At 67.9% G+C, this 18886-nt stretch carries 18 protein-coding genes and 1 pseudogene; 11 read left to right on the top strand and 8 right to left on the bottom strand.

Annotated features, from left to right (window positions below; translation table 11 throughout):
- Positions 1-85 precede the first annotated feature (85 nt).
- The 4 genes from HUN07_RS26400 to HUN07_RS26385 all read left to right on the top strand — a co-directional run bounded on the left by HUN07_RS26400 (position 86) and on the right by HUN07_RS26385 (position 2201).
- Positions 86-784, top strand: coding sequence for a TetR/AcrR family transcriptional regulator (locus HUN07_RS26400; RefSeq protein WP_174914219.1), 699 nt, complete (start codon positions 86-88; stop codon positions 782-784).
- A 126-nt stretch (positions 785-910) separates the two neighbouring features.
- On the top strand, positions 911-1240 hold the full coding sequence (locus tag HUN07_RS26395; RefSeq protein ID WP_114720202.1) for a rhodanese-like domain-containing protein: 330 nt from the start codon (positions 911-913) through the stop codon (positions 1238-1240).
- 29 nt (positions 1241-1269) lie between these two features.
- Positions 1270-1542, top strand: coding sequence for a YgaP family membrane protein (locus HUN07_RS26390; RefSeq protein ID WP_114720200.1), 273 nt, complete (start codon positions 1270-1272; stop codon positions 1540-1542).
- 53 nt (positions 1543-1595) lie between these two features.
- Entirely contained in the window at positions 1596-2201 is a 606-nt protein-coding gene (locus HUN07_RS26385) for a YqgE/AlgH family protein (protein ID WP_114720198.1), read from the top strand.
- Between the two features lie 39 nt (positions 2202-2240).
- Here the strand turns inward: HUN07_RS26385 and HUN07_RS26380 are convergent, their stop codons facing one another.
- The 3 genes from HUN07_RS26380 to HUN07_RS26370 all read right to left on the bottom strand — a co-directional run bounded on the left by HUN07_RS26380 (position 2241) and on the right by HUN07_RS26370 (position 5776).
- Positions 2241-3212 carry an alpha/beta hydrolase gene (locus HUN07_RS26380; protein ID WP_174914217.1) on the bottom strand — a complete coding sequence of 324 codons (972 nt, stop codon included), beginning with the start codon at positions 3210-3212 and terminating at the stop codon, positions 2241-2243.
- A gap of 80 nt (positions 3213-3292) precedes the next feature.
- Entirely contained in the window at positions 3293-4684 is a 1392-nt protein-coding gene (locus HUN07_RS26375) for a glutamate decarboxylase (protein WP_174914215.1), read from the bottom strand.
- 105 nt (positions 4685-4789) lie between these two features.
- A complete protein-coding gene (locus HUN07_RS26370; protein WP_174914213.1) occupies positions 4790-5776 on the bottom strand; it encodes a bile acid:sodium symporter family protein in 987 nt (328 codons plus the stop codon).
- Positions 5777-5860: 84 nt separating this feature from the next.
- On the opposite strand from HUN07_RS26370, the gene HUN07_RS26365 reads away from it, so the two are divergent.
- Complete coding sequence (locus tag HUN07_RS26365) at positions 5861-6703, top strand: LysR substrate-binding domain-containing protein (RefSeq protein ID WP_174914211.1); 843 nt, start codon at positions 5861-5863, stop codon at positions 6701-6703.
- Positions 6704-6706: 3 nt separating this feature from the next.
- On the opposite strand, the gene HUN07_RS26360 is transcribed toward HUN07_RS26365, so the two are convergent.
- Together HUN07_RS26360 and HUN07_RS26355 are read right to left on the bottom strand one after the other, a co-directional pair.
- Positions 6707-7714 (bottom strand): DUF1648 domain-containing protein, encoded by a 1008-nt coding sequence (locus HUN07_RS26360; RefSeq protein WP_254622695.1) that lies wholly within the window; start codon positions 7712-7714, stop codon positions 6707-6709.
- 27 nt (positions 7715-7741) lie between these two features.
- Positions 7742-8137: an SdpI family protein gene (locus HUN07_RS26355; protein ID WP_114720192.1), complete on the bottom strand. Its 396-nt coding sequence runs from the start codon at positions 8135-8137 to the stop codon at positions 7742-7744.
- Between the two features lie 114 nt (positions 8138-8251).
- Here HUN07_RS26355 and leuS point away from each other — a divergent pair, with 114 nt between their 5' ends.
- Positions 8252-11122 carry a leucine--tRNA ligase gene (gene leuS, locus HUN07_RS26350; protein WP_174914209.1) on the top strand — a complete coding sequence of 957 codons (2871 nt, stop codon included), beginning with the start codon at positions 8252-8254 and terminating at the stop codon, positions 11120-11122.
- An 80-nt stretch (positions 11123-11202) separates the two neighbouring features.
- Here the strand turns inward: leuS and HUN07_RS26345 are convergent, their stop codons facing one another.
- Positions 11203-12714, bottom strand: coding sequence for a lipase family protein (locus tag HUN07_RS26345; RefSeq protein ID WP_254622694.1), 1512 nt, complete (start codon positions 12712-12714; stop codon positions 11203-11205).
- Between the two features lie 163 nt (positions 12715-12877).
- On the opposite strand from HUN07_RS26345, the gene HUN07_RS26340 reads away from it, so the two are divergent.
- Positions 12878-13249: a nuclear transport factor 2 family protein gene (locus HUN07_RS26340; RefSeq protein WP_174914207.1), complete on the top strand. Its 372-nt coding sequence runs from the start codon at positions 12878-12880 to the stop codon at positions 13247-13249.
- A gap of 182 nt (positions 13250-13431) precedes the next feature.
- Positions 13432-14004: a HutD family protein gene (locus HUN07_RS26335; RefSeq protein WP_254622693.1), complete on the top strand. Its 573-nt coding sequence runs from the start codon at positions 13432-13434 to the stop codon at positions 14002-14004.
- Between the two features lie 15 nt (positions 14005-14019).
- On the opposite strand, the pseudogene HUN07_RS27230 reads toward HUN07_RS26335, so the two are convergent.
- Together HUN07_RS27230 and HUN07_RS26330 are read right to left on the bottom strand one after the other, a co-directional pair.
- Positions 14020-14103 (bottom strand): annotated as a pseudogene (locus HUN07_RS27230) (short chain dehydrogenase); the annotation flags it as partial.
- Between the two features lie 22 nt (positions 14104-14125).
- Positions 14126-15139 (bottom strand): AraC family transcriptional regulator, encoded by a 1014-nt coding sequence (locus HUN07_RS26330; protein WP_174914205.1) that lies wholly within the window; start codon positions 15137-15139, stop codon positions 14126-14128.
- A 311-nt stretch (positions 15140-15450) separates the two neighbouring features.
- On the opposite strand from HUN07_RS26330, the gene HUN07_RS26325 reads away from it, so the two are divergent.
- The 3 genes from HUN07_RS26325 (at position 15451) to HUN07_RS26315 (ending at position 18845) form a co-directional block, all read left to right on the top strand.
- Entirely contained in the window at positions 15451-16809 is a 1359-nt protein-coding gene (locus tag HUN07_RS26325) for an MFS transporter (RefSeq protein WP_174914203.1), read from the top strand.
- 80 nt (positions 16810-16889) lie between these two features.
- Positions 16890-17717 (top strand): SDR family NAD(P)-dependent oxidoreductase, encoded by an 828-nt coding sequence (locus HUN07_RS26320; protein WP_174914201.1) that lies wholly within the window; start codon positions 16890-16892, stop codon positions 17715-17717.
- 75 nt (positions 17718-17792) lie between these two features.
- Positions 17793-18845 (top strand): 3-keto-5-aminohexanoate cleavage protein, encoded by a 1053-nt coding sequence (locus HUN07_RS26315; protein ID WP_174914199.1) that lies wholly within the window; start codon positions 17793-17795, stop codon positions 18843-18845.
- Positions 18846-18886 lie beyond the last annotated feature (41 nt).

The raw sequence follows: 18886 nt of genomic DNA, 5'->3' as shown, positions 1-18886 counted from the left end.
TACGATGCGCTCGGGTCGGGGCCATTGTCAAGAGCACTGCTCTCTTTTGTTGACAGTGCTCTCGTTTCTCGGGCAGGGTGGGTGCATGACGGTCACCCCCCGCGAACGCGCCCGCGAGCAGACGCTCGCCGAGATCACCCGCATCGGACGGGAGCAGCTGGCGACACAGGGCGCGGCCGCGTTGTCGCTGCGTGCCGTCGCGCGCGATCTGGGCGTCGTGTCGTCGGCGGTGTACCGGTACGTCGCGAGCCGCGACGAGCTGCTCACGCTGCTCGTGATCGATGGCTACACCGAGCTGGGTGCGGAGGTGGATGCCGCCGTCGATGCGCTGGCGGACGACGATCACCGCGGTCGGCTGCACGCGCTCTCCCACGCGGTGCGATCGTGGGCGATCCGGGAGCCCGCCCGCTATGCGCTGCTGTTCGGCAGCCCGGTCCCCGGCTATCACGCGCCGGCGGAGCGCACGACCGGTCCGGGTACGCGCGTGATCGTCGCGCTGGTCGGCATCATCGAGGGGGCGCACCGGGCGGGTGTGCTGACACCGCTGTCGTCGTCGGCGCCGGTCGACCCGGGGCTGTCCGCCGACCTCGATCGGATCCGTGCCGAGATGGGCCTGACGGTGCCCGACGAGCTGCTCGCGCGCGGCGTCATGGCCTGGGCGGCGCTGTTCGGTGCGATCAACTTCGAGGTGTTCGGGCAGTACGGCGCCGACACCTTCGCTGATCCGGCGGCGCTCTTCGAGCACCACCTGACGGTGCTGGACCGGATCCTGGGGCTGGACTGAGCTGTCGGAACGTGGCCGACGACACGTCGACGACATACCCCTAGGGGTATAAAGTCGCGGGTGGAGAAAGGATCCCCCCCAGGGGGTCTGGAGTGAGCGAGCAGGGTGGCCCTAGGGTCGAACGTCGTGGGCATCTTTCGAAAGTCGTACGGAACGGTCGACGCGAGCAGGGCGCAGACCCTCGTCGAGGAGGGCGCGGTCCTGTTGGACGTGCGATCGCGTCCGGAGTGGGACGCCGGCCACGTGCCGGGTGCCACCCACCTGCCGCTGCACGAGGTGATCGACGACGGCATCGACGTGGTCGCGGGTCGACCCGTCGTCGTGATCTGCCGTTCCGGCGGACGATCGGCGAACGCGGCGCGTCAGCTGGCCCGGGCGGGCGCCGAGACCTACCTGGTGCGCGGCGGCATCGACGCCTGGCGCCGCGCCGGCCTCGCGATCACCACTCCGGACTGACCGTCACGTCACACGAGGAGTACACGAACATGGCACTGCCGAAGCATTCCGGTTGGACCGTCGAACGCATCGTCCCGCTGCTGGGTGGATCCGTGGTGGGCACGAGCCTGCTGCTCGGCCGCACGCACTCGCCCAAGTGGCGGGGTCTGACGGCGTTCGCGTCCGCGAATCTGGTGCTCTACGGGATCGTCGGCTGGTGCCCGATGAGCCTGCTGCTGCAGAAGCTTGGTGTGCCGCGCGGTGCGTCCTGCTCGGTGCCCGCGCCGGGGACGGTCGCGCAGCCCGATCCCGACGCGGCGTAATTCGTTCGCGTTCGAATCTCCCGTCCGGGGCCCGTCGATGAGATGATGACCCGGTGGCGCACTCGGAGGAACCTGAGGACCGCACGGCCCCGGCACAGCCGGCGGTGCGGCCGGGCAGCCTGCTGGTGTCGTCGACGGACCTCGCCGAGCCGACGTTCCGGCGGACCGTCGTCTACGTGATCGAACACAACGACGCCGGCAGTCTCGGCGTCGTCCTCAACCGGCCCAGCGACACCTCCGTGCAGGAGGTGCTGCCGCAGTGGACCGCTCTCGCCGCCAAACCGCAGGCGCTGTACATCGGCGGGCCCGTCACTCGTGACGCCGCGCTGTGCCTGGCGACGCTGCGGACGGGCGCCGACATCACCGGCATCCCGGGACTGCGCCGGATCGATGGCCGGGTCGTGATGGTCGACCTCGATGCCGACCCCGAGCCCATCGCTCCGGTGATCGAGGGCCTGCGGATCTTCGCCGGTTACGCCGGCTGGACGCTCGGGCAGCTCGACGCCGAGATCGAACACGACGACTGGATCGTGTTGTCGGCGTTGGCGTCCGATGTGATCAGTCCGCCCCGCGCCGACGTCTGGGGTCAGGTGCTGCGTCGGCAGCCACTCCCCCTCGCGCTCCTCGCGACGCACCCCATCGACATCGAGCTGAACTGACGACACGCTCGCCCCGGGGAGCCCGCGCAGCGAAACGGACTACCCGGACAGCGCCTTTCGCAGCGCCGCGATCGCCAGTTCGCGGGCGACGACGGTGGCCCTGCAGTCGCGGAGGCTGTCGAGCATGAGGAAGTCGTGGACCATGCCGGCGACGCGGACCGCAGTGACGTCCACGCCCGCCGCGCGCAGCTTCGCGGCGTAGGCCTCGCCCTCGTCGCGCAGGACGTCGGCCTCGTCGGTGATCACCAGCGTGGTCGGCATCTCGGCGAGCCGCTGTGGGCTTCCCTGCAGCGGTGAGGCGTAGATGTCACCGCGCTGCGCCGGGTCGGGGAGGTACTGGTCCCAGAACCACTTCATGCCGTCTCGCGTGAGGTAGTAGCCGTCCGCGAACTGCAGGTACGACGCGGTCTCGAAGTTCGCGTCGGTCACCGGGTACAGCAGGACCTGCGCGGACAGCGCCACGTCGCCGCGGTCGGCCGCCATCAACGCCAGCACGGTCGCCATGTTGCCGCCGACGGAGTCACCGCACACGGCCATCCGGGAGGTGTCCAGGCGATGCTCGCGGCCCTGCTGCGCGACCCAGCAGGCCACGGCGTAGTTCTGTTCGATCTGGACGGGGTACTTCGCTTCCGGCGCCCGGTCGTAGACCGGGAACACCACCGCGGCGCCCGCACCGACGGCCAGTTCCCGAACCAGTCGGTCGTGCGTGTTCTCGTCGCCGAAGACCCAGCCGGCGCCGTGGATGTAGATCACGACGGGCAGATCGCCGGACGCGCCGGCCGGGCGGAGGATCCGGGTCCGCACGCGGCCGTGCGGTCCGGCGTGGACGTCCACCCACTCGTCCTCGACTTCCGGCCGGTCCACCCCGTCGCCGCTCTGCAGGTCGGCGAGGATCTTGCGTCCCTGCTCGGGTGGAACCTCGTAGATGCGGGGATGCGGTGAGGTCGCGTCCGCCAGTTCCTTTGCGGCGGTCTCCAGTACGGGTTCGGGCGGATCGGGCAGTGTGGACATTCGACTCTTCTCCTTCGCTCGGTACGGCACTCGGCTACCCGCGCCCCCGATCGGCCGAACCGTCCCCGGGCTGCCGGCGATCAGTGCGCGAAGTGCCGAGCCTCGGAGTGGATCGCGACGCCTTCGCGGTGCAGGTGCTTGCACACCTCGACGATGTCGTCGAACAGCAGACGCGCCAGGTCGGCGCTGAAGCCTTCACGGACCACCACGCGCAGTACCGCGACGCCCTCGGCATCGGCGGGCATCGTGTACGCCGGCACCTGCCAGCCGCGGGCGCGCAGTTCGTGCGAGACGTCGAAGACGGTGAACTTCGGCTCGTCGGACAGTTCGAACGTCAGCACCGGGATGGCCGAGCCGTCGCTGACCACCCGGAAGTCACCCTCCTCGGCGAGCTTGCCGGACAACCACATTGCGGTGCTGCGCAGCGACTTCATGATGTTGTGGTAGCCGCCGTGGCCCAGGCGCAGGAAGTTGTAGTACTGGCCCACGACCTGGTTGCCGGGGCGGGAGAAGTTGAGCGTGAACGTCGGCATGTCGCCGCCGAGGTAGTTCACGCGGAACACCAGCTCCTCGGGTAGATGTGCGGCGTCGCGCCAGATCACGAATCCGAGGCCGGGATACGTCAATCCGTACTTGTGACCGCTGACGTTGATCGACACCACCCGGGGAATCCGGAAGTCCCACACCAGTTCCGGGTTCAGGAACGGGACCACGAAGCCGCCGCTGGCCGCGTCCACGTGCACCGGGATGTCGGGCCCGCCGTCCGCGGCCAGGGCGTCCAGGGCCAGCGCGATCTCCTCGACGGGCTCGAGTTCGCCGGTATACGTGGTGCCGAAGATCGCGACGACGCCGATCGTGTTCTCGTCCACCGCCGCGGTCACCTGTTCGGGCGTGATCACGTACCGCCCCGGCTCCATCGGCAGGTACACCGGTTCCACGTCGAAGTACCGGCAGAACTTCTCCCACACCACCTGAACATTGCTGCCCATCACCAGTTTCGGTGTGGACGCGTCCAGCCCGCCAAGTTTGCGGGCCTGCCGCCAACGCCACTTCATCGCGAGCCCGGCGAGCATCACCGCCTCGCTCGAGCCCAGGGTGGAGACGCCGGTCGCGGATGTCGGGTCGGTGTCGGACAGGTCCGGCGCGTTGAACAGTGCGGCCACCATGTTGACGCAGCGCTGCTCGATCGCCGAGGTGGCCGGGTACTCGTCCTTGTCGATGAGGTTCTTGTCGAACGTCTCCGCCATCAGCGTCCCCGCCTCGGGATCCATCCACGTCGTCACGAACGTCGCGAGATTGAGGCGCGAACTGCCGTCGAGCATCAGCTCGTCGTGGATGAAGCGGTATGCGGCACGTGGATCCATCGAGTCGTGCGGCAGGCGCAGCGCCGGGACGGGGTCGGTCGCCAAGCGGCCGGTGTAGGCGGGCGCGATCAAGTCGCGGGATTCGCGGTGGTGATGGTTCTTCGACACGTTCGCCTCCGAAAACACAGCTGCTCGGGAAACGCCTGTACTGGAACTCGCTCCGTCTCCATTGAACCGGAACCGGGCCGAACGTGTGGGTGAACCGGATTCCGGTCAGGTCGTGACGGATTCCGGGTCGGTGCGTTTGGCGTACCGCTGCGCCAGTGCGGCGCAGACGATGAGCTGGATCTGATGGAAGATCATCAGCGGGAGCACGATCAGCCCGACGGGCTGGCCGGCGAACAGCACCGACGCCATCGGGAGTCCGGTCGCGAGGCTCTTCTTGGAGCCGCAGAAGATGATGACGATCCGGTCCGGCAGCGAGAAGCCGAGCTTCTTGCCCGCGAGCGCCGTGATACCGAGGACCGCGGCCAGCAGTCCGCAGCACACCGCGACCACAACGGCCACCTCCGCGACCGTGACGGTGCTCCAGATGTGCTCGTTCATGGACGCGCTGAACGCCGAGAACACGACCAGCAGGATCGACCCGCGGTCCACCAGCTTGGTGGGGGCGGCGTACTTGGTGAGCCAGTCGATGACGAGCGGGCGGATGAGCTGGCCGATCATGAACGGCAGCAGCAGCTGCAGCACGATGTCGATCACCGACGAGAAGTCGACGGTCGCCTCGCCGGTGGTGTTCATCAGCAGGATCACCAGCAGCGGCGTGACGAACACGCCGAGCAGGTTCGAGAACGACGCGCTCACGATCGCGCCCGCGACGTTGCCGCGCGCGATCGAGGTGAACGCGATCGACGACTGCACCGTCGACGGCACCAGGCACAGATACAGGATGCCGGTGTACATCTCGTCGGTGATGATCGTCGGCACGAGGATCCGCAGCGCCAGGCCGATCAGCGGGAACAGCACGAACGTCGACGCGAACACCACCGAGTGCAGCCGCCAGTGCTTGAGACCCTGCAGCGCCTCGGTCGGTGACAGGCGGGCGCCGTACAGGAGGAACAGGAGGCCGATCGCGATCTTGGTGGCCCAGTCGAGGACCGTCTGACCGCTGCCGGATACCGGGAACAGGCTGCCGAGGATTGCCACCGTGACGATGGCCAGGATGAATCCATCGATGTAGAACCTGCTCAGAAACTTCACCGGTCAACGGTATACGGAGCGAATTCGATCATGAAAGGCGTTCAACCCGTTAACTGCGATCGTGATTTGTGATAAGCAGGACGCATGTTCGATCCGGTTCTCCTCAGGACATTCCTCGCCGTCGAGCAGACCGGCGGGTTCACCGCGGCCGCCCGGCACCTGGGTCTGCGTCAGTCCACCGTCAGCGGCCACATCGCCCGGCTCGAGCGGGCCGCGGGTCGCGCCCTGCTGAGCCGCGACACCCACACCGTCGAACTCACGGCGGACGGCACCGCGATGGTGGGGTTCGCCCGCTCGATCCTCGACGCCCACGACCGGGCCGGCCGGTACTTCGAGGGATCGACACTCACCGGACGGCTGCGGTTCGGGGCCGCGGAGGACCTGGTCGCGAAGGGACTGCCGCAGATCCTGCGGGACTTCCGGCGCACCCATCCGCTGGTGGACCTGCAGCTCACGGTGGGGCTGAGCCGCACGGTGCACGCGCAGTTGCGGTCCGGCGATCTCGACCTCGCGTTCGTGATGCGTCGGCCCGGCGAGACGCACGGCGATCTGGTGTGGCGGGATCGGCTGGTGTGGGGTGGGACGGCGGAGTCGGAGTGGGATCCGTCGGCGCCGGTGCCGCTGGTGGCCTATCCCCCGCCCAGCATCACCCGCGCGTGCGCGCTCGGCGCGCTCGAGACGGCCCGCCTGCCCAGCCGGATCACGTGCCTGGCCAACAGCCGGACGGGGCTGCGCGCGGCCGTCCTGGCCGGGCTGGGTTTCATCGTGCACGCGCAGTCGCTGCTGCCGACCGAGCTGCGACCGGTCGGCGAGCGGTTCGGGCTCCCGGACCCGGGAGACGTCGAGTTCGTGCTGCTGGGCCGGGCCAGCACGCCCAGCGATCCGGAGGCGGCCCTGATGGAGGCGATCCGGGCGTCGGCGCTGTGATCCTCAGGATCGCGCGAATCGCCGATCGGCCAGCGTGTTGAGCGCGCCGGCGATCTCCTCCGCCTTCGGGGTGGTGACGGTGAGCCGGTGCCCGCACGCGAAGGTCACCACGACGGCCGGCCCGGTCCGGGTGACGACGCCGTAGTTGCCGCGGCCCTTCGTCTTGAGACCCCAGCCGCCGAAGTCCTGGAACGGCCGGACCTCGTCGACCTCGGCGCCGAGGACCTCGTCGGTGCCGTACTCGATCGCCGACATCCCCAGGTTCTGCACACGGATGCTGCCGGCGTCGACGACGACGCGGAACTGCAGGAGCGTGACCAGCAGCAGCACCGCGGGCAGGAACAGGGCCAGGGGCCACCACGCCCCGGCCAGGTAGGACACCCCGATCGCGGGCGTGGCGACCACCAGCGCGACCCCGGCGAGCCCACCGGCGCTCATGCCGACCTGGTCGGTGATCGGGAGCTCGACGGCGCCGCGGGGCAGGACGGCGGCGGGGGGCTCGGTGGCGACCGTGCGGACGCGGTGGTCCCGCAGCAGCGACGCGCCGAGCAACCCGACCACTGCGCCGAGGGCAGCCCCCACTCCGATCGCGGTGGTGGGCAGCGGGGTGTCGACCACCGACGTCGCGTCGAGCTGCCCGACGATCATCGCGACCTCGACGGCGAGGATGAGGCCCACGACGACGAGTCCCACCAGCAGCATCATCCGGCGCATCATCAACTGGGCCTGTGCGAGCGCCGCGATCGCGCAGCAGCCGCCCCCGACGAGCAGCAGGATCAGGGCGACCATCCACGCACTCGACGTGGGGCTCATGAAGCCGTCGGGCGTGCCACCGTCACCGGACCAGTGCGTGGCGATCTGCGCCGGCAGGCGGGGTTCGAGCATGTATGTCAGCGCGATGCCCGCGGCGGCCGCCAGCACGGGGACGCCGATACCGAAGACGGCGCCGGCCGGATCGATCACGCGCGCCGGCGCGGGTGGCGGGAAGGGGTCCGGTATGGGTGTGGTCACACACCGGATTCAATCAGGCCCGGCGGATCAGGCGGGTTCGCACGCGCCCTTGAGGCTGCAGGCGCCGCAGGATGTGCCGCAGCCACTGGTGTCGGGCACCGCGCCCGCGGCCTTGGAGCCGAGCGCGCCACCGGCCGCGACGGTGAACAGGGCCCCGGCGATCACGACGATCGTCGCGATCACGCCGGCGACGGTGGGCAGGATCAGGATGGCGAGCCCGCCGATGGCCAGCACGCCGGCACCGCCGAGCATGCTCGGGGCCGCGACCTTGTTGGCCAGGGCAAACGTCTCGTCGTCGCGCAGCGACTGGGGGGTGCGCACACCGGCCCAGCGGTTGCGCGTCAGGCGGCCGGTCAGTGCGGCGGCGCCCAGACCGGCGAGGGCGAGAGCGGCGACGAAAAGCACGACAGCGACGATGACCACGCCTACACGATACGACCCGGTCGCGCGGGCTGGTGTTGCTGGGTGTTCGGGGGGACCGCGGACGCTTTACCCTGGTTGACGGAATTCCCGTCATCCAAGTAGATAGCGACCACAGTGACCGAGCCAGTTCAGCAAGCCTCATCCCCCGACGACTCGACGCCGCAGCACCGCTACACCGCGGAGCTCGCCGGCCGGATCGAGCAGCGCTGGCAGGACCTGTGGAGCGAGCGCGGGACGTTCAACGCCCCCAACCCGGTGGGCCCGCTGGCCGGTGACGTGCCGGCGGACAAGCTGTTCGTGCAGGACATGTTCCCGTACCCGTCGGGCTCGGGTCTGCACGTCGGCCACCCGCTCGGCTACATCGCGACGGACGTCTTCGCGCGCTACCACCGGATGCAGGGCCACAACGTCCTGCACACCCTCGGTTACGACGCGTTCGGTCTGCCGGCCGAGCAGTACGCGGTGCAGACGGGCACGCATCCGCGCACCACGACCGAGGCCAACATCGCGAACATGCAGCGTCAGCTGCGCCGACTGGGCCTGGGTCACGACGAGCGCCGCTCCGTGGCGACGACGGACGTCGACTTCTACCACTGGACCCAGTGGATCTTCCTGCAGATCTACAACGCCTGGTACGACACGGCGCAGGGCAAGGCCCGCCGCATCTCCGAACTCGAGGCCGAGTTCGCTTCGGGTGAGCGCACTCTCGACGACGGCCGTGACTGGGCCTCGCTGGACGCCGTCGAGCGCAGCAAGGTGCTGGACTCGTACCGCCTGGTCTACCACTCGGATTCGATGGTCAACTGGTGCCCCGGTCTGGGCACCGTACTGGCCAACGAGGAGGTCACCGCGGACGGCCGCAGCGAGCGCGGCAACTTCCCGGTGTTCCGTAAGCACCTGCAGCAGTGGATGATGCGGATCACCGCGTACTCCGACCGCCTGGTCGACGACCTCGAGTACCTGGACTGGCCCGAGAAGGTCAAGTCCATGCAGCGCAACTGGATCGGGCGCTCGCACGGTGCACAGGTGAAGTTCGCCGCGCGGTCCGAGCGAAGCGACGGGGGTTCGGCACAGCATCACGACATCGAGGTGTTCACGACGCGTCCGGACACGCTGTTCGGTGCCACGTACGTGACCCTGGCCCCCGAGCACGAGCTGGTGGACCGGCTGGTGGCGGCCGAGTGGCCCGAGGGCGTCGACCCGCGCTGGACCGGGGACGCGGCCACGCCGGCCGAGGCCGTCAAGGCGTACCGCGAGTCGATCGCCGCGAAGACGGACCTCGAGCGCCAGGAGAACAAGGAGAAGACCGGCGTCTTCCTGGGCGTCTACGCCGTCAACCCGGTGAACGGGCACAAGCTGCCGGTGTTCATCGCCGACTACGTGCTCACCGGCTACGGCACCGGCGCGATCATGGCCGTGCCCGGCCACGACCAGCGCGACTGGGAGTTCGCGACCGCGTTCGGTCTCGACATCGTCGAGGTCATCGGCGGCGGCGATCTGTCCGAGGCGGCGTTCACCGGTGACGGACCGCTGGTGAACTCGGAGTACCTGAACGGCCTGAGCGTCGCGGACGCGAAGAAGGCGGTCATCGAGCGCCTCGAGGCGGAGGGCGTCGGCAAGGGCACCATCCAGTACAAGCTGCGCGACTGGCTCTTCGCGCGTCAGCGTTACTGGGGCGAGCCGTTCCCGATCGTGTACGACGCCGACGGTGTCGCGCATCCGCTGCCGGAATCGGCTCTGCCGGTGGAACTTCCGGAGGTCGAGGACTACGCACCGGTGTCGTTCGATCCCAACGACGCCAGCTCCGAGCCCTCTCCCCCGCTCGCCAAGGCGTCCGACTGGGTCGACGTCGAACTGGATCTGGGCGACGGCCTCAAGGACTACCGCCGCGACACCAACGTGATGCCGCAGTGGGCCGGCAGCTCGTGGTACCAGCTGCGCTACATCGATCCCACCAACAGCGAGCAGTTCGTTGCGCCCGAGAACGAGGCCTACTGGACCGGTCCGCGTCCGGACATCCACGGCCCCAACGATCCCGGTGGCGTCGACCTGTATGTCGGCGGTGTGGAGCACGCGGTGCTGCACCTGCTGTACTCGCGGTTCTGGCACAAGGTGCTGTTCGACCTGGGCTACGTCAGTTCGAGCGAGCCGTACCGCCGCCTGTACAACCAGGGCTACATCCAGGCGTACGCGTACACCGACGAGCGCGGCGTCTACGTGCCGGCCGCCGAGGTGACCGAGGAGGACGGCAAGTTCTTCTACCAGGGCGCCGAGGTCAAGCGCGAGTACGGAAAGATGGGCAAGAGCCTCAAGAATTCCGTTGCGCCGGATGAGATCTGCGACGAGTACGGTGCCGACACGCTGCGCGTGTACGAGATGGCGATGGGTCCGCTGGACACGTCCCGTCCGTGGGCGACCAAGGACGTCATCGGTGCGCACCGCTTCCTGCAGCGCGCGTGGCGCGTCGTCGTCGACGAGGAGAGCGGCGACCTGCGGGTCACCGACGCGGAGCCGTCCGAGGACACACTGCGGGCGCTGAACAAGGCGATCGCCGGTGTCTCCGAGGACTACGCGGCGCTGCGCGACAACACCGCTGTCGCGAAGCTGATCGAGTACACCAACCACCTCACCAAGGAGTACCCGGGCGGCGCCCCGCGGTCGGTGGTGGAGCCGCTGGCGCTCATGCTCGGTCCGATCGCACCGCACCTCGCGGAGGAACTGTGGTCGCGTCTGGGTCACACCGAGTCGCTCGCGCACGGTCCGTTCCCGACCGCCGACGAGAAGTGGCTGGTCGAGGACACCGTCGAGTACCCGATCCAGGTCAACGGCAAGGTCCGCAGCCGCATCAGCGTCGCCGCCGACGCGGCCCGTGAGGACATCGAGAAGATCGCCCTCGCGGACGAGAAGATCGTCGCGCTGCTGGACGGCAAGGATCCCCGCAAGGTGATCGTCGTGCCCGGCAAGATGGTCAACGTCGTTCTCTAGCCCACCCGCGTTTTGCGCACTTATCGCTCCTGAACCCTCCGGGATTCAGCGATAAGTGCGCAAAACGCGATGGATGGCGCTCAGCACTCGTCGGGTGCGGGCTGTCCCTGGAAGAGGGCGTCGACCCAGTCGAACGCTCCGGGGTTGCCGATGGCCTCGCCGAGCAGGTGCTCACCGGGCACCTGCCGGTACACGGCATTGACGCCCAGTCCGCACTGCTCGTCGTACAGGTTGCGGGCACCGAGGGCGGGGATCCACCAGTCCTGCCCGCCGTTGTAGATGTACAGCGGGGTACCGGACTTGATGCCCGCCATCTTCGTGATGTTGTAGATGTCGTGCGCGACAGGGGAATTCAGCGCATCCTTGATGTTCGCGAGTGCCTCGACGGGTGCGTTCAGGAGGCCGATCACGCCGAGGTTGCTCACGCACATGTCCTTGATGGTGGAGATGCCCAGCCGCTGCCCCAGACTGTTGATCAGGGGCAGGATCTGGGTCCGCTCCCGCGAGATCCCCAGCACCGCCGCGAGGAAGAGTCCACTGGCGAGGTTGCCGTTCATGGTGCGCCCGAGCATCTCGAAGTCGGCGGGCACGCCGCCGAACGCGGCACCGACGATGTCGGGGGCCAGTTCGGGTGCGTACGAATCGATCAGCTTGACCGCGCCGTGCGTCGCGATCGCTCCGCCGGAGTAGCCCATCATCGCGAGTTTGCTGCTGCCGAACTCCGCCGGGTACTCGTTCCGCATGCCGCGGATGGTGTCGAGGACGGCGTGCCCGGCGACGTACGGTTCGGCGTACGCCATCTGCGGGCCCTCATGGTCAGGGATGAGAACCGCGTAGCCGCGTTCCTCGGCCTTCGTCGTGACGGGTCGGAGGAAGTCGAAGGGGTTGGTCGATGGTGTGATCCCGTTGGCGAGGGTGTGGGAGGGGGTGCAGGCCCGCCCGAGGCCGTTGATCGGCACGTTGTTCACCAGGATCGGACGCGGGCCGGGACCGGTCCAGTCCGCGGCGGGGATGACGAGGGTCGCGGTAGCGAACGACGGCGCACCCAGCGCGTCGGTGGACTTCACCTTGATCTGCCGGACCTCGCGCACCGGCCCGAGTGGGAGTAGACGGGCGACCGGCGTGACGTCGCGGGTCTCGATGACCTGGCCGTTCGTCATGCCGGGCAGGCCGGGCGGGTACTCGTCGAAGAACGGATCGCCGATCGGCGAGGGCTGCATCTCCTGGTGCAGCGTATCGAGCTGCGGGGGCGCCAGATCCGGTGGCGACACCGACGAGTCCACCGAACCCGGTATCCAGGAACCGAACGCGGACCGGGCGAGAGACCCCGTCCCCCACGAGCCGGTGATCGGCGTCGTGCCGTTGGACCCGGTGCCGTCCGAGCCGGTGCCGTCGGTGAGCGACCCGGGTCCGATGAATCCCTGTCCGGCCGCACTGCCGGTCGATCCCACTCCGCCGATGCTGGTGTTCGGCAGCGCACTGCCGCTCGATTGGGCCGCGGCTGTGCCTGCGGTACCACCTCCGACCACGACACCCACCGCGAGTGCAGCGACGAGTATCCGGCCCCAGAAACCCCCGTACTGGATTGGCATGCGCGGGACGCTAGCACCGGATTGTTGCGGCTCGTGCGGCTTCGGCGCTATGTCGGGAGTGTCCGGTGGGCGGGACCGAGCGATGTGTCGGGTGTGTGAGCCGGGATACGCTCGCCGCCGAGAAAACCCTGAAATTCGTTCCACGAGCAAAGGTTCAGCGACCATGGCAACCGCAGAAGACATCAAGCACACCGTCGCCTCGTACATGAAGGCACTCGAGAGCAAGAGCGCCGACGCCGTCGCCGCCCTGTTCGCCGAGGGTGCCACTGTCGAGGATCCGGTCGGCACCGAGCCCAAGCGGGGCGTCGAGGAGATCCGTGCCTTCTTCAAGGCGATCGAGGCGATGGACCAGACCGCGGAACTGCTGACGGTTCGCGTCGCGGGCAACAGCGCCGCCTTCCACTTCCGCACCGTCTCGAAGGTCGGCGACACCACCTACGTCATGGAGCCCATCGACGTCATGACGTTCGACGACGACGCCAAGATCACCAGCACCCGCGCGTACTGGGCGCAGGAGGACATGATCGTCAGCTGACGAGACGGCCAACGCCGCTCCGCTGTCGGTGGGGTGTGGCCCGGTGTCCAGGTGACGCCGGACCACACCCCAGTCGTTCGTACGGGCCGACGCGGGTGCCGCTCCCCCGGGCGCGCGCGGCGCCTCCGGGTTGTATATACAAGACTGGACAAGTAATGGCGTGAGATGTCACCGGAGGAACTGTGAACGACGGACCGTACTCGCTCGGGGCGCCGGCGCGTCGCACCACTCGCGACGACCGGGTGTCGGTGCGCTGGCGCAACGGTCAGGGCACCACGCAGGTGGTCGCCGAGACCGATCTGTGGCGGGTGAGCATCGCCGACGAACCGACGTCGTCGACCTTCTCGGTGATCGACGGATTCGACCGACTGTTCATGCCGATCGGTGCGGTCCCGATCGAACTGACCGGAGCGCCGTTCGGGCCGGGGGCCGCCCCGGACGCCCCGGACGCCGCGACCGGCGTCGTGCGCCACGTCGTCGCGCCGCTGCAGACGATCGCATTTCCGGGCGAGTGGGCGCCGGGGTGCCGGGTGGAGGCGCCCACTCGGGCGTTGAACGTCATGGTGCGGCGTGGTGCGGCCACGGCGACGATGCGGTTCGGGGAGCCGCCCCGGGCCGCCGATCCCGCTGCGCTGGTCGTTCTCGTCGATCCGGTGACGGAGGCGGCCGTGCTGCTCCCGGCCGGGTGTGTCGACGCCTTCGAGATGACCGATCCCTGCGCGATCCTCACCATCACGCCACTCGGCCGCCCCTGACGGTGACGGCCGCCCTCACCGCGATACGGGTCGCAGCACGATCTCGGTGGGGTGCGCGTCCCGGGGCGTCTCGACGGCGTTCCGGACCGCACCCGCGACTGGGGTGCTGAGAGTCCGCCTCTCAGGCCGACTTGGTTTCGTGCTGGTGTGCAGCCCATTTCGTTGGACTCGTGCCGAACTGTCGACGGAACCAACGCGAGAAGGCACTCAAGTCCGAGAACCCTAGTTCACCCGCTATGTCGGTGAGGCTACGGTCGCCACGTGTGATGTACCGTCGCGCGAGATCTGAGCGCACGGAATCGACCACGGACGAGTAGTTTTCGCCCGCCTGTGACAGGTGTCTGTGCAGGGTTCGCCGGTCCATCCCGAGACTGCGCGCGATCCGGGCGGCAGTGCACCTTCCGCCCGGCAGAAGCGCCTCGATCATCTCGCGTACCCGTCCGACGGCGGAGGCATCTTCCGGCGGCGCGAGCAGGTCCAGGTACTGCCTTGCGTAGGGCTGGAACATCGGGTCCGACAACGGATTGACGGAGTCCAGATCGCTCGAGTAGAGCACGAAACCGTTGAAGTCCTGTTCGAATGCGACGCCCGCCCCGAAGGCGCGGTGATGGACATCGAGCGTGGTCGGTGCTTCGTGGACGAAGCAGGTGGACAGTGGTCGCCAGCCGTCCGGGAGAAACGCGCTGAGTATCCGCGCCAACGAGGCGATGACCAGTTCGATGGACTGGCGCCCGAGTGTCATCCCGGGTGCGGGCTCGATCCGCAGTGAGACAAGGCCGTTCAACTCGACGAGCAGAATCTGAATCGCCTCGTTGTGTACCCGCATGTGGCGCAGTATGAGCGCGATCGCGCTACGGACGTCCGGCTCTTCCCTGGCGGCCAAACCCACTGCTCCGAGTATCGACACCCCCCTGCCGTCCGCCATCTTGACCGCGAAGTCCACACAGGACGTTGCCAGAGCGGTTCGCTCCAACAATTCGTCGACGCGCTCCGCAGGGAGCCATGAATTCGGCGTGGCCAAGGCCGTCGGGTCGATGCCCACGGCACGCATGAACGGATCTGGGTCCGCGCCGAGAGACTGCGTCAACTCGACGTACCCGGTCAGCGCCGAACTCCGCACCTTCACCACTGTCATCGACTACCCCAGCCCCTGTCCCAAGCTGCCAAAGAATTCGTCCCAACGGGACAAGTGTTCTCGCCCCAATCCGTATAGCGTGACCTGTGTCACCGCAGTTGTCGAATCGGTCAGCGCGGTCGCTTTCGCTGGGCGATCCCCAGCGTGCAAAACGCCCGGCAGGGCCTGACGCACAGCCTTCGATTCGCTGCCGTTCGTGCCGACACGTACGTCGAGCAACCACAGCCTCGTTCCGGTTCGCAGCGAGCTTTCCGAACCGGCCACATCCGAGACGCGTCGCCTCAACGCGCCCTTCAAGAACAGGAGCACGCATGGAACTGGAGCCCCAGGAATCCACGCCATCCCGAGAGGTCCTCGGCACCGGCGCCCACTCGAAGGTTTTCCCGTGGGTGGTATTCACCCTGATCTTCGGTCTGATGATGTCGGACTACATGTCCCGGCAGGTACTCAGTTCCGTATTCCCCGTGCTGAAGGCGGAGTGGGATCTGTCGGATTCGCAACTTGCGGCCCTGACCAGCGTCGTAGCCCTGATGGTCGGGGTGTTGGCGCTGCCGATGTCACTGCTCGCCGACCGTTGGGGTCGCGTCCGCAGTGTGGTCCTCATGGCAGTGCTGTGGAGTGTCGCGACCATCCTGTGCGCCGCGGCGGGAAACTACTCCCAGCTGCTCGGCGCACGATTCCTGCTCGGGTTCGGTGAGGCCGCCTACGCGAGTGTGGGCATGGCCGTCATGCTGGGAGTCTTTGCCCCGCGCCTGCATGCCTCGCTCAGCGGCGCCATCCTCGGTGCGGCGTTCTTCGGCTCGGTCGTCGGTGTCGCGCTCGGCGGCGTGCTCGCGGATCGGCTCGGTTGGCGTGCGGCCTTCCTGGTCATGGCGGCCTTCGGTCTGTGTCTGATCATCCTGTTCCGGGTCCTCGTCAACGAGCAGCGGCTGGCGCGTCATGCCGCCGACCGGCCGATCTCAGGGGCCCCCGCCTCCGGGTATGGACGTGCCCCGATTTCGAGCCTGCTCACGAACGCCTCGTTGACCTGTGCATACGTCGGTGCTGGAATCCAGTTCTTCGTCTCGGGTGTGCTGCTCGCCTGGCTTCCCAGCTACTTCAACCGCTACCACGACATGGCGGCCACGGATGCCGGGTTGGCGGCATCGGTCTTCGTACTGTTGATCGGCGCCGGAACGGTGCTCTGTGGCGTCGCTGCCGACCGGTTCGGTCGCCGGCGACCCGAACGCCGGTGGAGTGCAGCGATCGCGTTCGCCGGCATCGCGATGGCGTCCCTGATGGTCGGCTTCCAGCTCGCGAACGGGCCCGTGCAGATGGTGTTGATCGGGGTCGGGGCGTTCTTCTGCTCCGGATTCTCCGGTGCCACGACGGCGGTCGTCGCCAGCCTGTCCCACCCGTCGATCCGAGCCTCGGCCCTCGGCGTGGGCGTACTCGCGAACAACGTCTTCGGGCTGGCCCTCGGGCCGTTCGTCGTCGGACTGCTGTCCGATCGGCTGGGTCTGCTCGGTGCGTTGCAGTGGGTCCCACTTGCATCCGTCGTGTCCATCGTGGTCCTGGGCCTCGGCATGAAGCTCTACCCGGCCGGCCTACGCCAGCTTGCCTTGGTGGAGTCGAAGGCCTCCGGCGAGGCATCGTCCGTCGGCACGGACACGCTCGTGTCCCCGGGATAGATCCCCGCTCATCCGATTCCGTCGGCCGTCTGAGCGTCGTGACGGCCCTGTCATTCCATTCATCGAGGGAGATCAGAGAAATGCAGCAGCTACTCGACAAGGTCGCCGTGGTCACCGGAGCGGCGCAGGGTCTGGGCAGGGCGATTGCGCTCGCCATGGCTCGAGAGGGCGCGGATCTCGTCCTGTGTGACCTTCAAGAGGACAAGCTGGCGGAAGTCTCCGCCGAGGTCGAGGCGCTGGGGCGCAAGTGCTTGGCGCTGCGCTGCGACGTCTCGTCCAAGGCGCAGGTGGTCGAGATGTTCGCCCGGGCCGTCGAGCAGTTCGGAACCGTCCACATCCTGGTCAACAACGCTGCGCGAGTGCCGAACCTGCCCGCCGACGAGGTCCGGCGCGCCCGGCACTACGCCTACGTGACCACCCCGATGGAGCGCCAGTCCATGGGCATCACCAGCAGCCTCACCGACGAGGACTGGCTCAAGTGGTGGGACGTCAACGTCCACGGCGTGTTCTACTGCACCCGTGAGGCATTGAAGTTGATGGAGCCTCAGGGTTACGGCCGCATCATCAATATCGCCTCGATAGCCGGCACCTCTACCGCGAGCACGCACAGCCCCGGCTACTCGGCCGCCAAGGCTGCAGTCGTGAGCCTGACCAAGACCGTCGCCCTCGATGTCGCGGGCGCGGGTATCTACGTCAACGCCATCGCCTGCGGAGGAGTCTTGACGCCGCCGTTCCAGGCGTACCTCGACAACGCCACCGAAGAGCAGAAGCGCAACCTGTACCAGATTATTCCCGTGGGCCGGCTCGGCACTCCCGAGGAGTACGCCTCTCTTGCCGTCTACCTCGCCGGCGAGACGCACTATCTCGTCGGTCAGGTCATCAGTCCTAACGGCGGCGCTGTCATCTGATCGCCGCGGACTCTCGGTTTCATCGAACACCCTTACTCGGCAACACTTTCCAATACTTCCGACAGGAGCACCACCATGCATTTCCATGACGACGCACTCTTCCCCGAAAATCAGGAGAAGCTGGTCATCACGGCGGCGCCGTACGGTCCCGAGTGGGAGCCGGACGACTTCCGCGAGGATCTGCCGTTGACGATGGATGAGCACGTCCAGCAGGCGGTGGACTGCTACGAGGCCGGCGCGTCCGTACTGCACATCCACGTTCGTGAACTCGACGGCAAGGGCTCAAAGCGGCTCTCGAAGTTCAACGAACTCCTCGGACGGCTCCGCGAAGCGGTTCCCGAGATGGTCTTGCAGGTCGGCGGATCGATTTCGTTCGCGCCGGAAGGTGAAGGCGCCGAGGCGAAGTGGCTCTCCGATGACACCCGGCACATGCTCGCCGAGCTCGACCCCAAGCCGGACCAGGTCACGATCGCGATCAACACCAGCCAGATGAACATCGCGGAGCTGTTGACCGCGGACGACATCGCGGGCACATCCCTGGCGCGTCCGGAACTGCAGGAGACGTACCGGGAGATGACGATCCCGGCCGGACCGGCCTGGGTTGAGGAGCACCTGCGTCGCCTACAGGCCGCCGGCATCCAGCCCCTGTTCGCGCTGACCGGCATCACCGGCCTCGAGAGCGTCGAGCGGCTCATCCGTCGCGGGGTCTACACCGGCCCGCTGAACGTGACCTGGACCGGCATCGGTGGCGGCATGGAGGGCCCGAACCCGTACAACATCATGAACTTCATCCAGCGCGTCCCGGACGGAGCGGCCCTGACCCTGGAGTCCCTCATGCGCAGCGTGCTGCCCGTCAACACGATGGCGATCGCGATGGGCCTGCACACCCGCTGCGGCAACGAGGACACCATCTGGGGCCGCAAGGGCGAGAAGATGACCTCGGTTCAGCAGATCCAACAGTTGGTGCGCATCGCCGGTGAACTCGGACGGGAGGTTGCCACCGGCAAGGACGCCCGCGACATCTACAAGATCGGCACCACCTACGCGGACGCCGACGAGACCCTCGCCAAGCTCGGCTACGCGCCGAACCGTCGCCCGGGGCAGGTCGGATTCACCCACCACGCCTAGCACACCGGCTTGTTGCACAGCGGGGCACGGAACCGACTCGT

The sequence above is a fragment of the Rhodococcus sp. W8901 genome (assembly GCF_013348805.1).
GTDB lineage: Bacteria > Actinomycetota > Actinomycetes > Mycobacteriales > Mycobacteriaceae > Prescottella.
The sequence above is the reverse complement of the archived record's forward strand: the minus strand, read 5'-3'. Positions and strand labels throughout refer to the sequence as shown.

Excerpts from the sequence above, each read along its gene's own strand:
- HUN07_RS26400 (WP_174914219.1), top strand. The coding sequence starts at position 86 with ATGACGGTCACCCCCCGCGAACGCGCCCGCGAGCAGACGCTCGCCGAG.
- HUN07_RS26390 (WP_114720200.1), top strand. The coding sequence starts at position 1,270 with ATGGCACTGCCGAAGCATTCCGGTTGGACCGTCGAACGCATCGTCCCG.
- HUN07_RS26380 (WP_174914217.1), bottom strand. The coding sequence starts at position 3,212 with ATGTCCACACTGCCCGATCCGCCCGAACCCGTACTGGAGACCGCCGCA.
- HUN07_RS26365 (WP_174914211.1), top strand. The coding sequence starts at position 5,861 with ATGTTCGATCCGGTTCTCCTCAGGACATTCCTCGCCGTCGAGCAGACC.
- HUN07_RS26345 (WP_254622694.1), bottom strand. The coding sequence starts at position 12,714 with ATGCCAATCCAGTACGGGGGTTTCTGGGGCCGGATACTCGTCGCTGCA.
- HUN07_RS26340 (WP_174914207.1), top strand. The coding sequence starts at position 12,878 with ATGGCAACCGCAGAAGACATCAAGCACACCGTCGCCTCGTACATGAAG.
- HUN07_RS26330 (WP_174914205.1), bottom strand. The coding sequence starts at position 15,139 with ATGACAGTGGTGAAGGTGCGGAGTTCGGCGCTGACCGGGTACGTCGAG.
- HUN07_RS26325 (WP_174914203.1), top strand. The coding sequence starts at position 15,451 with ATGGAACTGGAGCCCCAGGAATCCACGCCATCCCGAGAGGTCCTCGGC.
- HUN07_RS26320 (WP_174914201.1), top strand. The coding sequence starts at position 16,890 with ATGCAGCAGCTACTCGACAAGGTCGCCGTGGTCACCGGAGCGGCGCAG.
- HUN07_RS26315 (WP_174914199.1), top strand. The coding sequence starts at position 17,793 with ATGCATTTCCATGACGACGCACTCTTCCCCGAAAATCAGGAGAAGCTG.